Origin of the sequence: Olivibacter sp. XZL3, from assembly GCF_004368405.1 — a bacterium.
In the GTDB taxonomy this organism is placed as follows: Bacteria; Bacteroidota; Bacteroidia; order Sphingobacteriales; family Sphingobacteriaceae; genus Olivibacter.
The window spans coordinates 1-15,782 of sequence record NZ_SBJH01000020.1 but is presented as its reverse complement, the minus strand read 5'-3'; the positions used below and the strand labels follow the sequence as shown (position 1 = coordinate 15,782).

The 15,782-nt window shown below is 43.3% G+C and carries 15 protein-coding genes; 5 read left to right on the top strand and 10 right to left on the bottom strand.

Annotation, left to right across the window (positions count from 1 at the left end; translation table 11 throughout):
- Window positions 1-46 precede the first annotated feature (46 nt).
- Complete coding sequence (locus tag EPX21_RS06140) at window positions 47-319, bottom strand: hypothetical protein (protein ID WP_240768551.1); 273 nt, start codon at window positions 317-319, stop codon at window positions 47-49.
- 85 nt (window positions 320-404) lie between these two features.
- On the opposite strand from EPX21_RS06140, the gene EPX21_RS06135 reads away from it, so the two are divergent.
- The 3 genes from EPX21_RS06135 to EPX21_RS06125 are packed head-to-tail and all read left to right on the top strand — an operon-like array spanning window position 405 to window position 4,396.
- A complete protein-coding gene (locus tag EPX21_RS06135) occupies window positions 405-1,745 on the top strand; it encodes a TolC family protein (RefSeq protein ID WP_134088787.1) in 1,341 nt (446 codons plus the stop codon).
- A gap of 4 nt (window positions 1,746-1,749) precedes the next feature.
- Window positions 1,750-2,802: an HlyD family secretion protein gene (locus tag EPX21_RS06130; protein WP_134088786.1), complete on the top strand. Its 1,053-nt coding sequence runs from the start codon at window positions 1,750-1,752 to the stop codon at window positions 2,800-2,802.
- 1 nt (window position 2,803) lies between these two features.
- Window positions 2,804-4,396, top strand: a complete 1,593-nt coding sequence (locus tag EPX21_RS06125; RefSeq protein WP_134088785.1) for an MFS transporter — start codon at window positions 2,804-2,806, stop codon at window positions 4,394-4,396.
- 100 nt (window positions 4,397-4,496) lie between these two features.
- On the opposite strand, the gene EPX21_RS06120 is transcribed toward EPX21_RS06125, so the two are convergent.
- The 9 genes from EPX21_RS06120 to EPX21_RS06085 form a co-directional block, all read right to left on the bottom strand.
- Window positions 4,497-5,192 carry a DUF1080 domain-containing protein gene (locus EPX21_RS06120; protein ID WP_240768549.1) on the bottom strand — a complete coding sequence of 232 codons (696 nt, stop codon included), beginning with the start codon at window positions 5,190-5,192 and terminating at the stop codon, window positions 4,497-4,499.
- Window positions 5,193-5,422: 230 nt separating this feature from the next.
- The gene (gene coaBC, locus EPX21_RS06115; protein ID WP_134088783.1) at window positions 5,423-6,643 is read right to left on the bottom strand and encodes a bifunctional phosphopantothenoylcysteine decarboxylase/phosphopantothenate--cysteine ligase CoaBC; all 1,221 of its coding nucleotides are present in this window, start codon (window positions 6,641-6,643) and stop codon (window positions 5,423-5,425) included.
- Between the two features lie 25 nt (window positions 6,644-6,668).
- Complete coding sequence (locus tag EPX21_RS06110) at window positions 6,669-6,998, bottom strand: DNA-directed RNA polymerase subunit omega (RefSeq protein WP_134088782.1); 330 nt, start codon at window positions 6,996-6,998, stop codon at window positions 6,669-6,671.
- Window positions 6,999-7,002: 4 nt separating this feature from the next.
- Window positions 7,003-7,899, bottom strand: a complete 897-nt coding sequence (locus tag EPX21_RS06105) for an outer membrane protein assembly factor BamD (protein ID WP_134088781.1) — start codon at window positions 7,897-7,899, stop codon at window positions 7,003-7,005.
- Window positions 7,900-8,272: 373 nt separating this feature from the next.
- Entirely contained in the window at window positions 8,273-8,785 is a 513-nt protein-coding gene (locus EPX21_RS06100) for a GNAT family N-acetyltransferase (protein WP_206106016.1), read from the bottom strand.
- Between the two features lie 277 nt (window positions 8,786-9,062).
- Entirely contained in the window at window positions 9,063-9,215 is a 153-nt protein-coding gene (locus EPX21_RS22610; RefSeq protein WP_166670689.1) for a hypothetical protein, read from the bottom strand.
- 131 nt (window positions 9,216-9,346) lie between these two features.
- The gene (locus tag EPX21_RS06095; RefSeq protein ID WP_134088780.1) at window positions 9,347-9,703 is read right to left on the bottom strand and encodes a four helix bundle protein; all 357 of its coding nucleotides are present in this window, start codon (window positions 9,701-9,703) and stop codon (window positions 9,347-9,349) included.
- Between the two features lie 232 nt (window positions 9,704-9,935).
- Entirely contained in the window at window positions 9,936-11,003 is a 1,068-nt protein-coding gene (locus tag EPX21_RS06090) for a hypothetical protein (protein WP_134088779.1), read from the bottom strand.
- Window positions 11,004-11,145: 142 nt separating this feature from the next.
- Complete coding sequence (locus EPX21_RS06085; protein ID WP_134088778.1) at window positions 11,146-11,736, bottom strand: RNA polymerase sigma-70 factor; 591 nt, start codon at window positions 11,734-11,736, stop codon at window positions 11,146-11,148.
- Window positions 11,737-11,890: 154 nt separating this feature from the next.
- Here EPX21_RS06085 and EPX21_RS06080 point away from each other — a divergent pair, with 154 nt between their 5' ends.
- Window positions 11,891-13,033 carry a FecR family protein gene (locus EPX21_RS06080; RefSeq protein WP_134088777.1) on the top strand — a complete coding sequence of 381 codons (1,143 nt, stop codon included), beginning with the start codon at window positions 11,891-11,893 and terminating at the stop codon, window positions 13,031-13,033.
- Window positions 13,034-13,156: 123 nt separating this feature from the next.
- On the top strand, window positions 13,157-15,730 hold the full coding sequence (locus EPX21_RS06075; protein ID WP_134088776.1) for a SusC/RagA family TonB-linked outer membrane protein: 2,574 nt from the start codon (window positions 13,157-13,159) through the stop codon (window positions 15,728-15,730).
- Window positions 15,731-15,782 lie beyond the last annotated feature (52 nt).

Sequence of the window (15,782 nt, the reverse complement as noted above, 5' to 3'; positions counted from 1 at the left end):
GAATTTCCTGCGTTCTTTTTTCATTCTCAACTGCTAATTTAAACATTTATGCAGTTGTCCAGTATTTGGGTAGTATGATATACCGATGATGAAAGCGGTGTTTAACACCGCTGGGAATCCAAGCATAGTGCCGGGCGGGCAAGAAGTAAGAGCGGTCTTCCGTATGTAAGAAAATGACTCCGCCCTCTACATAGGTCAGTTGTCCTTTATGATGGCTATGCAGCTCCAGTTGATCATTATACTGACTGTACCACAGGTACGTACTGTCCGGATGCTGATCGAGGGCCGATAGATACTCGCTGATGGTTACTCTGTTCATGTGGCGTGTTTAAGCAAAAGTATGTCATTTTAGATAAAAATCAGAAAATTAAAAATACGGACCTTTGTCGCGTATTAAAGCAATCATGAATTTTCTATATTTTAAGCAGGCATGGGGCCTGCTCCTTTTGATGCTGCTGCTGTTGCCGTTCATGGGCAATGCACAGCAAACGAAGGGCGCAGCCTTAAGTTTGAAACAAGCATGGCTGTTGGCCGACAGCAATAGTAAAAAGATCCAGGCGAGTGAAATCGACGTGCAGGTGAGCGCTGCCCGTTTAGGCGTAGCAAAGGATGAGCGCCTTCCGGAGGTTTCGGTTAACGGACAATATGCTTATGTCTTCAACATGCCCATCTATGAAAATGGGCTTTTTCACACGCCGGAGCAATTTCCAATAGAACGAACCTATTACAAAGCCGGTGCCCAGACTCATCTTAACCTGTATAGCGGGGGCAAAATCAATCGGGAAATCAAGTATGCGCAAAAAGAGCAGGAAATGTCGCACGTGGAACATCGTCAAACAACCGCCGATATTCATTACCAGGTAGTGGTGCACTACTACGACCTCTATCGAAATACAGCCTATAGAGCGCTGTTGTTGCAGGATATTAAGGAACGCGAAAAACAGTTGCATGAAATCGAGCAGCTCTATGCGAATGGTACGGTTTTAAAAAGCGACGTATTACGGGCAACATTACGTTTATCGAAGCAGCGCATGCTATTGGTAGAAATAAACAATAGCATACAGATCGCCACACAGCGCTTGAATATACTCATCGGGAAACCAGACGAGGAACCCGCCTACATCCCTATTGATACCAGCGGCAGCCTGCCGTTATACCGCTTGCAACCTTTACAAACGTATTTAAGCGAAGCGCATGCACATGCTTTTAAGGGCCAGCTATCCGAAAAAGACAAAGAGCTCAGTGCGCTGAAGCTTCAGGAGGTAAAGTCGAATACCGCTCCCAAGATCGGTTTCTTTGCCGAGTATGGATATGGTTATCCGCAAATACAGTTTTACCCCTATAGTTTGGCTTTGTATGGTTCGGGAATGGCCGGTATAAAAATGAGTATTCCTTTATCCGGTTTATATACCAATAAACACAAAGTGAAGGAGGCCGCTCTGTTACTTGAGCAAAAAGAAATCGCTTTATACAATAGCCATGATGAAATAAGGCAAGAAGTAGAAGAAGCCTATTTGCGGTGTGCAGAGGCCTTGGAAAAGGTGGAGGTGGCCAAAGAAAATATTGTGCAGGCAGCAGAAAGTTATCGCATTATGCGCAATACCTACTTCAATCAACTTGCTCTGTTAACCGATTTTTTAGATGCTGAAACGCAGCTCCTGCAATCGCGGTTCGAACTATCAACCGCCCAGGCAAATGCACAGGTACAATTTTACAAATTACAAAAAACGATTGGCAACTTATAATAACATGGCAACACAAAAACAATCATCAGCTGATAGAATAATTACCCGCATCACCACGGCAGTTGCTTCCGTTTTAGTGATCGCTTTATTGATATGGGGCGGTCGGACCCTTATTTCCTACTACCGATTCGAGGAGACCAATGATGCGCAAGTGGATGCGTATATCAGTCCGATCACCTCGAAAGTAAATGGTTATATCGAACAAGTCCGATTTGAAGAAAATCAGCGCGTTAATCAAGGCGACACCTTGGTGATCGTAGACAATAGTGAATATGCTGCGCAACAAGAGGAAGCCATTGCTTCGTTAATGAACGCCAGGGCACAGATAGCTGTGCTGCGGAGTCAAGTCCAGACGGCCAACAGCGGTGCTGCGGTCGAGAAATCGCACATCAGTGCAGCTAAAGCCAAGTTGCTAAAGCAAGAGCAGGAATTTAACCGCTACGAGAAACTATACCAGGTCGAGTCGGCCACTAAACAGCAATTAGAAGCCGTGCAAAGCGCCCTCGCGGTTGCCAAAGCAGACTACCTTGCGGCTACCGATACCTATGCGGCTTCGCTATCAAAAGTAAATGATATCCATGTACAGCTAGCTGTTTTGGAAACAGAGATCAAGCGGAGAGAAGCTGTTTTACAGCAGCGTACGCTGAATACCGGTTATACCGTTATTAAGGCGCCTTACGATGGTAAAATGGGACGGCGAACGATACAGCCAGGGCAGTTGGTACAGTCAGGACAGACCTTAGCCTTTATCATCGACCGGAATTCCGGTAAATGGGTAGTGGCTAATTTCAAAGAAACCCAAATTCAGCATATGAAAGTAGGAAAAGAAGCGTCCATAGCGGTGGATGCCTATCCCGACCGAGTGTTCCATGGACGGATCGAATCGCTGTCGGGTGCAACGGGCTCGCGCTATTCATTGTTACCGCCCGATAATTCGACCGGCAACTTCGTCAAGATCGCCCAGCGAATCCCCGTACGTATTCATTTGGAGGGCAAGGATCTCGAATTATTGGATGCGGGAATGAATGCTACGGTGAGCGTAAGGAAAGGAGAGTGAGATGAGCGATAAACAGTTGTTTAAAGCATGGGTTCCGCGATGGCTTATTTTCGTGACGACCTTGTTGCTCTTACTTCCAACCTTATTGCTTTTTGCAATGTCAACCGCTAATGTGTCAGCCGCTGTAGGCTATTACGGCATTGAACCGGCAGATGTTCAATTCTCTTTGTTGGTGTTTTACGCGGCCATTGCGGCCTTTACACCACTCGAGGCCCGCTTTTTTAATCGAATAGCCACCAAGGAGTATTTACTAATCTGCCTCAGCTTACAGCTCGTTTTTGCTTATGCCGTGTATCACAGTCATCATTTAGGACTTATCTTACCCATCCGGTTTTTACAAGGCATTGTTAACTGTGGCACTACGAGTATCTGTCTGAATCTATTGTTCCGGCAATTGACATCCGGCCATTCCCGGGAAATCGGCTATTCCATTTTCTATGGGCTCATTCTATGCGTAGCCCCTTTAACGTCCTTAATGGCGGCTCCGTTAATAGACCAATACGATTATAAAGTAATATACAAGGCTGTAACGTTTTGCATCATCCCCGGTGCCGTGATGTTGTTAAGTATTATGCACAACGTGCGTCTCAGTCGGAAGACACCGCTGTCGCAGCTCGATTGGATCAGTTTTGTGCTATACGCAAGCGCATTGGTGTTGATAGCTTATATCCTGGTATATGGGCAACAGCTCAATTGGCTTGATAATACCATCATCCGCTATGGTGTTTTCCTTGCGCCACTTTTGCTGGGGCTTAGTTATGTTCGGCAAAAATCCATTAAAAGGCCTTACATAGATGTGCACGTATTTCGATACAAGAACGTTTGGATCGGAATATTTTTACTTATCATGCTGTACCTCGTGCGCGGCAGTTTCAACCTTAGTAATCAGTATTTCGCGGAGGTATTGGGCATGGACCCTATTCATACCTATCGGTTTCTCTTGTGGAATATTTTCGGCATTGTTATCGGTTGCAGTTTTTCAACACGTTTGGTTATATTAAAAAAATCGTTGCGGGCACTTTGGTGTGTAGGTTTTTCCCTCTTGGCTATTTACCATATTTCCATGGTATATCTTTTTGGAGCAGAAGCCAATGCCGATAGCTACATTTTTTTATTGATTTTGCAAGGAATTGGCGCCGGTCTGTTAATGGGACCTATTGTCTTATTCATTATCTCCTCTGTTCCCTCTGCTATAAGTAAATCCGCTTCAGCCGTCGGTGTTTTTATCCGTTTTACTACCTTTTCACTTAGCTTGGCTTCGCTAAATTTTTATCAGCGTTATTATGGGCAGCTCCACAGCGATCAACTGGCGGATCGACTGGATCAAAGCAATCCGATGTTTGCACAACGCCTATCTTTATATAAGCAGGCCTTGGTTAATAAAGGAATGCTAGGCGATCAGGCCGGGAAGGCAGCCGATCTCTTATTGGCAAAAAGTCTTCAGAAGCAATCTTTTTTAAGGTACTGTATGGATTATTATGCGCTTATGGCGCTTATCTGTGTGGTTACCATCGCGCTGATATTGTTGTTGCCAATTATTAATAAAACAATCATTAATGTAAAGCATAAGCAGCCAGCGGCGGCCGGGTTTTAGCTAGGTTTTCAGTTGTTAGTTGCTGGTTGTTCGTTGTTAGTTGCCGGTTGTCAGTTGCCCATCATCAAACGTGCAACTGACAACTCATTACTGGCAACTCTTAAAGAGGTCTCACCCAAATGTTTTTAAAGCTGATCGGTTTGCTCGGATCGCCGTGGGCCTGCAACATAATAGGGGCAGGGCCGTGTGCTTTATAGCTCGGTTTACCGATATATTGTGTGCCTCCGATCAATTCTGCATTGTTCTGTACCAATACGCCGTTAATAAAAGCCGTTACCCGGGCAGGCGTTTCTACGGATCCATCTGATTTAAAGGTAGGGGCCGTCCACACCACATCATAGGTTTGCCATTCGCCGGGCTTTCTTGCAGGGTTGGCCAAGGGAATGAGTTGTTTATATACAGAACCGAGCTGCCCGTTCACATAGGTTTTATTGTTATACGAGTCGAGGATCTGCAATTCGTACCCTTCATCGCCTTTGCCAATAGCTGCCACAAATAAACCACTGTTACCGCGTCCTTGCCCTTCTCCGTCAATATCTTTTGGGATATAGAATTCAAGGTGAAGTTGATAGCTGCTGAATTTTTGTTTTGTCCAGATATTACCCGCTTTTTTGTTAACGGTAAATACGCCTCCTGCAACAGGCCAGTCGGCCGGCTGGCCTGGATTTTTCTGTGATTCCCATTTACTGAGGTCTTGTCCGTCGAATAATACAATTGCATCCGAAGGCGCTAAGCCTACCGGTGTTTCGACAACATGAGGTACAGGTTCCCAAACTTCGGTATCTTCAGGTTTCATTTTTTCTTGAGCTAAGGATGACGCGGCGCTCGCCAATAGGAGGGACGCGACAAGTAATTGGTTTTTTAGCATTTTTGTAAATAAGTCGTTAATGTAATTAGCTGGTGTTTAAAGTACGTTTACCAAAGGTAGGTAAACAGTTGTTAAGTAGCAAGGGAATTAATTTAGTTGTAGTTGTAAGTTCTAAGTCGTAAGTCTAGGTTTACAGCTTACAGCTTACTGCCTAGAGCTTATCGCTTCGTGCCCAGTGCCTTCACAATAAAATCGCAAATATCGGTGGCTACTTCTTTCTTAGCTTTAAGGGGGTAAGTGAATTGCTGATGATTGCGATCGATAATGGTAATCTTGTTTTGATCGCCCGCAAAGCCGGCGCCCTTGTCCTGCATGGAATTGAGTACAATAAAATCCAGGTTTTTTTTCTCCAGTTTACCCGTGGCATTGGCCAACTCGTTATCGGTTTCCAAGGCAAAACCTACTAAGAGTTGATGCGCTTGTTTTATTCCGCCTAAGGTCGCCAATATATCGGTGGTTTTGGTGAGTGCGATGCTAAAGTAGTCGTCGCTCTTTTTAATCTTCTTGTCGGCCACCTGTTTCGGTGTATAGTCGGCCACAGCGGCGCTCATTACGGCGATGTCTGTGCTTTCAAATTCGTTCAGGCAAGCTTCCAACATATCTTTCGCCGAGATGACGTCTATTTTTCGGATGCCTTTCGGCGCAGGGAGACTGGTGGGGCCGCTTATCAACGTAACGGTAGCGCCCTGTTGACGTAAAGCTTCAGCAATGGCATAGCCCATTTTGCCGCTGCTATGATTTCCAATAAAGCGCACCGGGTCAATCGCCTCAAACGTAGGACCAGCGGTTACCAGTGCTTTTTTACCACGTAAAGGGCTGTCCTGTAGTCGGCTTTTGTCGCTATGGTTTCGTTCTAAAAAGGTAATGATATCTTCCGGTTCGGCTAAACGGCCTTCGCCCACAAGTCCGCTGGCGAGTTCGCCTGTTCCTGGTTGAATCAGGATATTTCCATAATCCTGCAATTTGCTCACATTGTTTTGCGTACTTGGGTGGGCCCACATATCAAGGTCCATAGCAGGGGCAAAATAAACCGGACATTTAGCCGATAAGTAAATCGCACAAAGTAAATTGTCGCAAAGTCCATTCGCCAACTTAGCCATCGTATTGGCACTTGCAGGTGCAATCAGTAATAAGTCGGCCCATAAACCTAGCTGGACATGGTGATTCCATGTGCCTGTTTTTTTGTCGAAATATGCGGTCAGGACCGGTTTATTGGAAAGGGTAGAAAGGGTAAGGGGCGCTATAAATTCAACAGCGTCGGGAGTCATTACTACTTGTACTTCAGCACCGGCTTTAACCAGTAGTCTGGTTAAAGCCGCGGCTTTGTAGGCGGCAATGCTTCCACATATGCCCAGTATAATCTTTTTTCCCTTTAGCATGTTAAGCTAAATGACCTTGTTGCTTTTATTTTTGCTCTTTAGAAGGATTTCTAAAGTAAACCTTGTCGTTTAAAAATTCTTCAACAGCTACGAGTGTCGGCTTCGGAAGACGCTCATAGTGCTTAGAAATTTCAATCTGCTCACGGTTTTCAAATACTTCTTCCAAATTGTCATTCGAGGTTGCAAATTCTGCCAATTTACCATGAAGTTCTTCTTTCATGTTTGCGGCAATCTGGTTTGCACGACGACCCATGATGACGATCGATTCATAGATATTGCCGGTCTTTTCGTCTAACTGCCGTAAATCGCGTGTTACGGTTGTGTTAGGAGTAGTGTGCTTTTGTATATTGCTCATATCTTTATTGTACTGTCTGCTGAGGTAAACTTCCTCTTGGTGAGTTATTAAGTTCTTCTTCTTTTTCTTTTTCTTTTTTCTTCTGCGTAGGCGTTAAGGTAGCGATCAGCTTTTTAACGGATTCGATATCGCGTTGCGAATTCTTCTTCAATCCTTCCGCATCTTTTTTGAATTTGCTTTCCGGATAATTATCTATAAAATGATCCGAATATTCGATTGCTTCCTGATAACGCCCTTCCTGGCTTGTCAACATGCTATTTTTAGCATACAGGTATTGCGCTCTGATGGCTAAGTATTCCATCTCCTCGGCATACTTGGTGTCTGGATAGTCCCGTAAGGAATTCTGAAACGCAATAACGGCGGCCTTATAATCGCCCACGTCCAGGTATAACTTAGCGTTTGCATAAGACTTGTGTTCCAATTTATCGCGCAAGTCCTGAATAAACTTGGCGGCTTCTTCCGCGCGGTCACTCTTAGGATATAGATTGATGAACAGCTGAAGTGATTCAATCGCTTTTAAGGTGTTTTCCTGATCCAAGGTATATACGGGCGACTCTAAATAGTAGCAATAGGCACCCATAAAGCGGCACTCTTCGGCACGCTGACTTTGCGGATATTGATCGGTAAAATTTTTAAAGTGGAACCGGGCAGAGGTGTAATCTCTTAACCGATAACTGGTGTACGCATGGTAGTACATCAACTCCTCATTCTCTGGCCGCCCGCGGTATTTATTGGACAGGTCTTCAAACAAGATAAGCGCTTTCGAGTACTTCTTGTTGTTGTACAAGTTGATAGCTTCCCGGTATTTGGCCACATTGTCATTACCGGCGCGTAGCTTTTCAAACTTGCTCTTACATCCTATCATCCCAATTGAAAAGAGCAGCGCTGAAGCCCAAATCATTAAACGCTTGTTTATAAACATTCTGCAAAGATAAGTTAATTAAAAATATGTAGCAAATGTTTTGCTTGGTCGCAAAGTAATAGCATGCGGTAGTATTTGCAAAAATTTTAACAAACATTAACTTTTTGAGGCTATAAGCTCTAAGTTATAAGCTTTAAGCTCGCTGTCTTCTCCTTAAAGGTTAGCCATCCGTAATGAGACTTCAAATATGGCTGCTTCCGTTATCAGAATATTCAATATGATCAAACTGTTATTGTTGAACTTTTGTTACCTAGGCTGCTGAGATGAAATCAGAAGCCAGATAAAAAATTGCTAAGTCGGTACACATAGCTTAAAACGTAGCACTTAAAACTTATCACTCCGAAACAAATCCTTAAACCTTCCGTCCTAGAATGATGAGGCTGCGTTGTATACCATCCAAGACAGCGATGTCTGGAAAATTACCCCATTCTTGAAAGCCTTCTTTTTCAAAAAGACGGATGCTGGGCGTGTTATGTGCAAAAATAAAAGCGAGCACTGTATGCACGCCAAAAGCGGGCGCTCTGTTAATCGCCTCGTTCAACATTTTTTTGCCATAACCCTTTTTACGTTGTGTTTCATCGATATAGATGCTGATTTCGATGGTACCGTTATAAGCGGGTCGGCCGTAAAAGGATTGGAAGCTAATCCAACCGATGGTTTCATGAGCAGCATTTTCTACCATCCAAAGCGGACGTGTCAGGGGATTGTGTTGGTAAAACCAGGGAAGCCGACTCTCGGGCGTTACCGGTTCAGTGTCAGCCGTAACCATTCTACCGGCTATGGTACTGTTATAGATGGAAACAATTGTCGGTAGATCTTCGAGTTGCGCATCTCGATAGATCAGGGTATCATCTTGCATGTTCATTTGCGTGAAGTGAATTTACCGCAAAAGAAATTAAAAATTTTGTTATTTGTTATCAGTTGCGAGTTATCAGTTGCCAGTTATCAGTTGCCAGTTGCCAGTTATCAGTTGCCAGTTGCCTGTTATCAGTTATCAGTTGCCGGTTGTTAGTTGCTGGATGTGTCTAAGCTTAAGCTAATGGCTTATTGCCCAAGTAATAAAAACAAAAAATCCCCGGGGCATAGCCTCGGGGAAGTTTTACATAGGTAGATGAATGTATTGTGATAGGTAGATGGTTTTTTTATGCTATTTTTACATTTGTAGCGCCTGAACCGCTGTTACCGCGGAAATGTTCTAATTCTTTCACCAATAAATCCATTAATTGTTTGTCAATTTTTTTTGCTAAATCAGATAACTTTTGAACTTTAGCTGTGCTTTTCATAGATGTTTTCATAGTATTAAGTGATTTATCAGTTAAACATAAAAAATTGTGAATTGTCTAGAACGAATATCGTGCCAAGTTTTTTGGGGACAGTTATCAGTTATCAGTGAACAGTTATCAGTGATCAGTAATCAGTTTACTCGTTACCTACTTTTGACAAACTTAATCAAGCCAACAAGCATCTTTCGTATTTCCTCTACTTTAGGAAGTACGCTACGGTTGTTCTCGGGGGTTAAATACTTCAATTTTTCCGCAATGATTAGTTGGGTTTCTAATTCGGCTATACTGCCTAGAGCAATATATAGGAAATAAATAAACTCCTTTTTACCTTGTCGGGCTGAACCTTCAGCGATATTAGAAGGAATTGAAACGGAGCATCTGCGAATCTGGCTCGTTAACCCATAAATCTCTTCTTTGGGCAGCCTTTCTGTTATTATATAAACTACCGTGACAAGATCGATGCTTTTTTTCCATACATCTAAATCTTTGTGTGTCTTCATTCTTTTAGTTGGTAATTAGTGAACAGTGATCAGTTATCAGTGATCAGTTATCAGTTATCAGTGAACAGTGATCAGTTATCAGTGATCAGTGAACAGTGATCAGTTTACTCGTTACTGATAACGCGTCACTGATACGGTGAACAGTAATCAGTTATCAGTTGCCGGTTGCCAGTGTTTACTCGTCACTTGTTACTGATAACGCGTCACGGATAAGGGCGTCACGGATAAGGCCTTACAACTTCACTTGTCGAATTACATTTTTGATGTTCAGTTCAATAATATCCGTCATGCTTTTGCATAAGTGATAATCCTGATTGTTATAATGCGCTGCTAATTGGGTTTTCAGTCTTGCAATGTTTTCAGGAGGAGAAAGTTGCTCATTTTGAGACACGTCTCTTAAGGCAGCCAAGCGGTGCCGCTCAATGCGCACCCGGTGGACAATGGAAGAGCGCTCTTCTTGCTGATATTGCAAAACGGTCTTTTCCGTAAGGTGCTCCATGGATAGCTTTACATAGGGCAGGTTTTCCTTAAAAAACTGCGGCATATAAACCTTCATATTCCCTTCGTAAAACTCCTGATCAAAGTCGATTGCCCGAATTCGGAATTGAAAGTCATCAAAATCCGGCGTGATCTGCACCACGTAATTGTAAGCCCGCATGTCGCCCAAGAGCATAATCAGGCAGCGTTCGTTGAATTTTACAAATTCCTTCGCAATCCGGATCGGGTTATAATCCGGATTTTCCATCAAGCGCTTCGCGAATACATCGCCTGGTAAACCTACGATGTGTTCTTCTACGAGGGTTTCGCCGTCTACGGTAAAGTTAACCCGATTGGGGGACATGATTTCTTCCAGTTCCAGTCCGTAAATGCGCGAGGCATCCGCTTGCTTCACGTAAAAGTAATCGTATACATCGTTTAGACGGTTTACAATACGGATACGAAAGGGATGTGTATTGCCGAATGTACAGTAATCTATACGGTCGATAAACTTGTGCTCAACGATGCGGTTGTTTCCCGAAGCCTTCAGCAAAGCATAAATCTGTTTCAGTCCTTCATGAATATGTGCCACTTCATGCGGTGGATAAAGAGGTGTTTCCCATAGCGTATCCTTTCCTTGCTTGTCGTAAACAGGCACACTGTCGGTAAAATTCCGAAGTTCACGGTAACTGAGCGGAAGTTTTGACTCGCGCTGGTATTCACGCAAATACTTACGCAAGGCGGGCTTCACCGGAAAAATGGGTTTTTTCCGGGATATTTTTACATCTCCTGTCGGTACGGGTCCTTCTACTTTTAAGCTCATCTTGGTGCTAATTTCCGCTAGACATTTATTGTTGCTAGAGAAAGTTCTCTATTCAAACATAGCTAAACTTTCTTTCTTTCGCAAGCCTTCGTTCCCTCGTGTTCGTGTAGTTGAGGGCATCAGGATGGCCGTTAGGTTATTCTTAAGGGCTTAAGACAATATAGAGCCACAGCAAGTCGACAAATAGTTCTTGTCGAGAAACTTTAAGATGCTTGAGAGCGCTGCTTATTTGGTTTTCAACTGTTCTTTTTGAAAGATTTAACTTCTTGGCAATCTCCTCGTTTGAGAGATTTTCTATGCGGCTCATCCAAAAGATTTCGGCACATCTTTTAGGGAGCTGTTCGAGAGCCAATTGCAATTTGTATTCCCAGTCCTCTCGATTAAATTTTTTTAATATATCATTTTCTTGGTGCTCTAGGTTTTGTTCGTTAATGGCTTCTAGGTATATAGTCGGATTAATTTTCGCCATTTTCAGCGCTTTGTAAATATGATATCGGGTAGTTACAAAAATATAGTTGTTAAAACTGTTTATCGTTAAGGACTTTCTTTTTCTCCAAAGCACTATAAATACATCCTGAAGCACCTGTTCGCCGACGGTTTTGTCTTTTAGGTAAAAATTTACCGTACTATATAGTTTCAACCAATATCTACTATATAGCTCTGCGAAAGCTTTTGGATTGTCAAGTGCAGTTGCCTGCCACAATTGATCGTCGGAAAGTTCTTTTACAGTCATGGTCCAAGAGGTATAATCGGTTTTCAGGTCAGTCAGTTACCAGACCTGTGTCGCAATAATACAAAATAAACAACAGCGGAGAAAATTTCGTTTTTTTTTACCAAGTATGTGAGTTTTCTTCGGTTTTAATACTCTATATACAAAACCAGTTTACATGACACCTGAAGATTACATTGCACTGTACGAAAAGTTCCTCGCAGGAAACTGTTCACAGAAAGAACAAGAAAAGCTATATGCCTATCGCGATGCATTGCGTATGCTGGATGGTGCTCAGTTAAATGAAGAAGACGTAGCAGCAAGTATACGTGCATATCGTAATATCGAACAAGAAACGACGAAAGGTGGTATAAAAAAGATAAGAAAGTGGATTTCTATTGCGGCATCAATTGCGCTTGTCGGGGGTGTCGCCTTTATCTTCCAACAGCGGCAGCTCCGATTTACCAAAGAGTCCGTAAAATCACACATGACATCAACGTCTATTACCCCAGGTGGATACGTAGCCACTTTGACACTTTCTGACGGGAAATCCATTTCGCTGCATTCTGCTGCCAATGGCAAGATTGCTGAGGAACAAGGGGTACAAATCTCCAAGTCGCACGATGGTAAAATCGTTTATAAACCAAAGAGACAAGTTTCCAATATACCGCTCACATATCATACTATTCAAACGCCTAGGGGAGGCCAATTTCAACTTGTGCTACCCGACGGTACGCAAGTGCAGTTAAACGCTGCCTCCTCATTGCGGTACCCGTCTTCGTTTGGAGATAAGGAAAGAGTTGTAGAACTGGTAGGAGAAGCTTATTTCGATGTAGCCAGAGCCTCCCGCCGCCCCTTTAAAGTGAAAACGATGTCACAAACCATCGAAGTGTTGGGTACCCAGTTTAATGTTAATACCAATAACATACGGTTTGTATACACAACTGTTGTTACCGGCGCGGTTCGCGTAAATCTATCGAAACAAATCCAAAGAAGTTTTTCTCACATTGTGAATGCGGGACAAGAAAGCATTATCGATGTTCAAACAGGCGAAATGCATCTCATAAGCGCCGATCTCCGTCGAGCCTTAGCGTGGAAAAACGGCTACTTCATCTTTGATAATGATACTATACAAGATATTATGGAGCAAATTGCACGATGGTATAATGTAGAGGTAAGCTATGAGCCGGGAGTAACAGGAAAAAGATTTGGCGGGATATATTCAAAGGATAAAGATTTTCTAGAGCTGCTGAAAGGGCTCGAATTAACTGGGGGTGTTCATTTTAAAATCGACGGAAGGAGGATAACAGTTATGCCATAAAATCATTCGCAATGCAAGTCTACTAGCCATAAATACCGGAAGCATTCGCAGTGCTTCCGGCCTGTACGGTAGGCTTTCCAGTTAGGATAATCCAATTATAGAACTTTTAAACCTACCCATCAAATGTATAAAAAAAATACTGCATTCGTGAGCGGTAGCAATCGCTACGCTTTTACATTATTGATACGAGTTATGAAATTAACAGGCGCGTTGCTATTACTAGCGGTATTCCAGCTGCAAGCAACCAGTTATGCACAAAAGGTAAGCTTACACATGAAAAACGCCCGGTTGGAGGATCTTTTTTTTGAGATCAAACAACAAAGTGGATATGACTTTTTATATAAAGCAGAGGTGTTGGATAAAGCAAGACCGGTGTCCTTATCGGTGGATAATGCATCTTTACACGATGTTCTTGCCAGCTGTTTAGCTAACCAAGCGCTTACCTATCAAATACACAATAAAACCATTTCTATCCAAGAGTTGCCGAATTCGACCTTGCAGGAGATAACCGTTAGCGGCGTTGTGACGGACACAGCAGGCAATCCGCTGCCTGCGGTTTCTATATTAGAAAAAGGCCAAAAGCGTGGCACGACGAGTGACGACCAAGGACGGTTTGTTATGAAGATCACGAGTGATCGGGCTATGTTGCTGATCAGTTCTGTAGGTTATGAAACACAGGAATTCCCCTTGAATAAGCGAACGAGCATTATTGTCAAACTTCGTGAAAATAGTGCGGAGCTGTCGGAAGTTGTAGTCGTTGGATATGGCACACAAAAGAAGATAAATCTGACAGGTTCGGTTGCCAGTATCCAGTCGTCGGAAATTGTTGATCAGCCCACACCCAACTTAACCAATGTAGTGGCTGGGCGTTTACCGGGGGTGATCGCGACCAATCCAAACGGGAGGCCCGGCAGCGGCTCCAATTTATCAATCAGAGGTATCAGTACGCTCAACAACAACAGTCCGCTCGTCGTAATCGATGGAGTGATACGTAGTGATGGATTTTCAGCCATCGATGCTAATGACGTAGAAAGTATAACGGTTTTAAAAGACGCAGCAGCAGCAGCAGTATATGGAGCACGAGCAGCTAATGGCGTGTTTCTTATTACCACCAAAAGAGGCAAACTCAACAAGCCCGTTATTACTTATTCAGGTTTGGCCGGTTTACAATCGCCTACCTTCTATCCTAAGTTAATGTCTGCCACAGAATATGCCCGCATTAGAAATCAAGGACTAAGAAATCAGGGGTACGATATCAATAATCCGGCGCAATCCAGCTTGTTTTTTAGCGAACAACAGTTGTCGGAGTTTGAGCAAGGAATTAATACCGTGAACTGGTATGATGAGTCTTTCAAAAAGAATAGTATGCAAACGCAACATAGTCTTACCATCAATGGTGGTAGCGAGGCAATCCGTTATTTCTCATCAGTAGGCTATTATGGGCAAGACGGCATGTTCGATCATATAGACTACAAGCGCTATAACTTTCGGGCCAATATAGATGCCACCGTAAACAAAAATCTAACCGTCGGGCTAAATCTGGAAGGTCGACAAGAAGATCAAGAAAATCCAGGATTCGATGCTAACGAAATATTCCATTTTCTCATTCGTAACAGACCAACGACGCCCGCTTATACGCCTAGCGGTCGACCTTTCAATACGACATCCGAGCATCCAGTGGAAATGATACGTTCATCGGGTTATAACAATTCCACTTACGATATCTTTTTAGGGACTTTGAGCTTCGATTACCAGCTTTCGTCGCTCGTTCAAGGATTGTCTTTAAAAGGGCTGGCCTCCGTATACCGGGAAGTTTTATCCCAAAAGAAGTTCTTTACGCCTTATTCCATGTATAATGAAGATACCGAGGGTAATGTTACAGGCGAAAAAGTAGTAGGCGGACAGACCTCTTTGTATCAGCAGTCTAATAGAAGGAGCAACTATACGTTAAATGTGGCACTTAACTATAATCGGACATTTAATAAACACGATATAGGCGGGCTACTGCTCTATGAGCAATATGAGTCGGAGGGCAATAACTTAAATGCCACAAGACAGGATTTTGTAAGCAACATTAAAGATGAAATGTTCGCCAGTGGGCCGGCAAATCAGACGATTGGCGGCTATAGCTTTTTAGACGATGCGCGGCAAAGTATAGTAGGACGATTCAATTATGCTTACGATAGTCGCTATTTACTTGAGGCTTCCTTCCGTTACGATGGTTCATACCGCTTTGCACCGGGCAGACGCTTTGGCTTCTTTCCCGCGATATCCGCGGGCTGGCGTATTTCAGATGAATCCTTTTTTAAGCAAGCGGCCATCTCAAGTCTAATTGAAAACCTTAAGCTGCGTGCATCGCATGGAATTATTGGAAACGACCGCGTTGACGCTTTTCAATATGCGGATATGTATACGCTCAATACCAGTGAGGGACCGGTTGTTGGCGGTGTTGCGGTTCCCAACATCAGCTATGGCGTCTACCCCAATCCCACCATTACCTGGGAAACGCAGCAAAACACTAATTTTGGAATAGAAGCCAGTTTTTTAAAAGAGGCTATCGCACTTGAATTTGATTACTTTTTCAGAACAACGTCCGACATTCTATGGAGTCGGGAGCGGTCTATTCCCGAAACATTCGGACGCACCCTTTCGAATGAAAACTATGCAGAAATCGTTAGTTTGAACTCTGAAGGATAAATACAAGAAATGAGAATAGATCGTGAAATATATCTTTGGATAAAAAGCTCCA

Excerpts from the sequence above, each read along its gene's own strand:
- EPX21_RS06140 (WP_240768551.1), bottom strand. The coding sequence starts at position 319 with ATGAACAGAGTAACCATCAGCGAGTATCTATCGGCCCTCGATCAGCAT.
- EPX21_RS06135 (WP_134088787.1), top strand. The coding sequence starts at position 405 with ATGAATTTTCTATATTTTAAGCAGGCATGGGGCCTGCTCCTTTTGATG.
- EPX21_RS06130 (WP_134088786.1), top strand. The coding sequence starts at position 1,750 with ATGGCAACACAAAAACAATCATCAGCTGATAGAATAATTACCCGCATC.
- EPX21_RS06125 (WP_134088785.1), top strand. The coding sequence starts at position 2,804 with ATGAGCGATAAACAGTTGTTTAAAGCATGGGTTCCGCGATGGCTTATT.
- EPX21_RS06120 (WP_240768549.1), bottom strand. The coding sequence starts at position 5,192 with ATGAAACCTGAAGATACCGAAGTTTGGGAACCTGTACCTCATGTTGTC.
- coaBC (WP_134088783.1), bottom strand. The coding sequence starts at position 6,643 with ATGCTAAAGGGAAAAAAGATTATACTGGGCATATGTGGAAGCATTGCC.
- EPX21_RS06110 (WP_134088782.1), bottom strand. The coding sequence starts at position 6,998 with ATGAGCAATATACAAAAGCACACTACTCCTAACACAACCGTAACACGC.
- EPX21_RS06105 (WP_134088781.1), bottom strand. The coding sequence starts at position 7,899 with ATGATTTGGGCTTCAGCGCTGCTCTTTTCAATTGGGATGATAGGATGT.
- EPX21_RS06100 (WP_206106016.1), bottom strand. The coding sequence starts at position 8,785 with ATGAACATGCAAGATGATACCCTGATCTATCGAGATGCGCAACTCGAA.
- EPX21_RS22610 (WP_166670689.1), bottom strand. The coding sequence starts at position 9,215 with ATGAAAACATCTATGAAAAGCACAGCTAAAGTTCAAAAGTTATCTGAT.
- EPX21_RS06095 (WP_134088780.1), bottom strand. The coding sequence starts at position 9,703 with ATGAAGACACACAAAGATTTAGATGTATGGAAAAAAAGCATCGATCTT.
- EPX21_RS06090 (WP_134088779.1), bottom strand. The coding sequence starts at position 11,003 with ATGAGCTTAAAAGTAGAAGGACCCGTACCGACAGGAGATGTAAAAATA.
- EPX21_RS06085 (WP_134088778.1), bottom strand. The coding sequence starts at position 11,736 with ATGACTGTAAAAGAACTTTCCGACGATCAATTGTGGCAGGCAACTGCA.
- EPX21_RS06080 (WP_134088777.1), top strand. The coding sequence starts at position 11,891 with ATGACACCTGAAGATTACATTGCACTGTACGAAAAGTTCCTCGCAGGA.
- EPX21_RS06075 (WP_134088776.1), top strand. The coding sequence starts at position 13,157 with ATGTATAAAAAAAATACTGCATTCGTGAGCGGTAGCAATCGCTACGCT.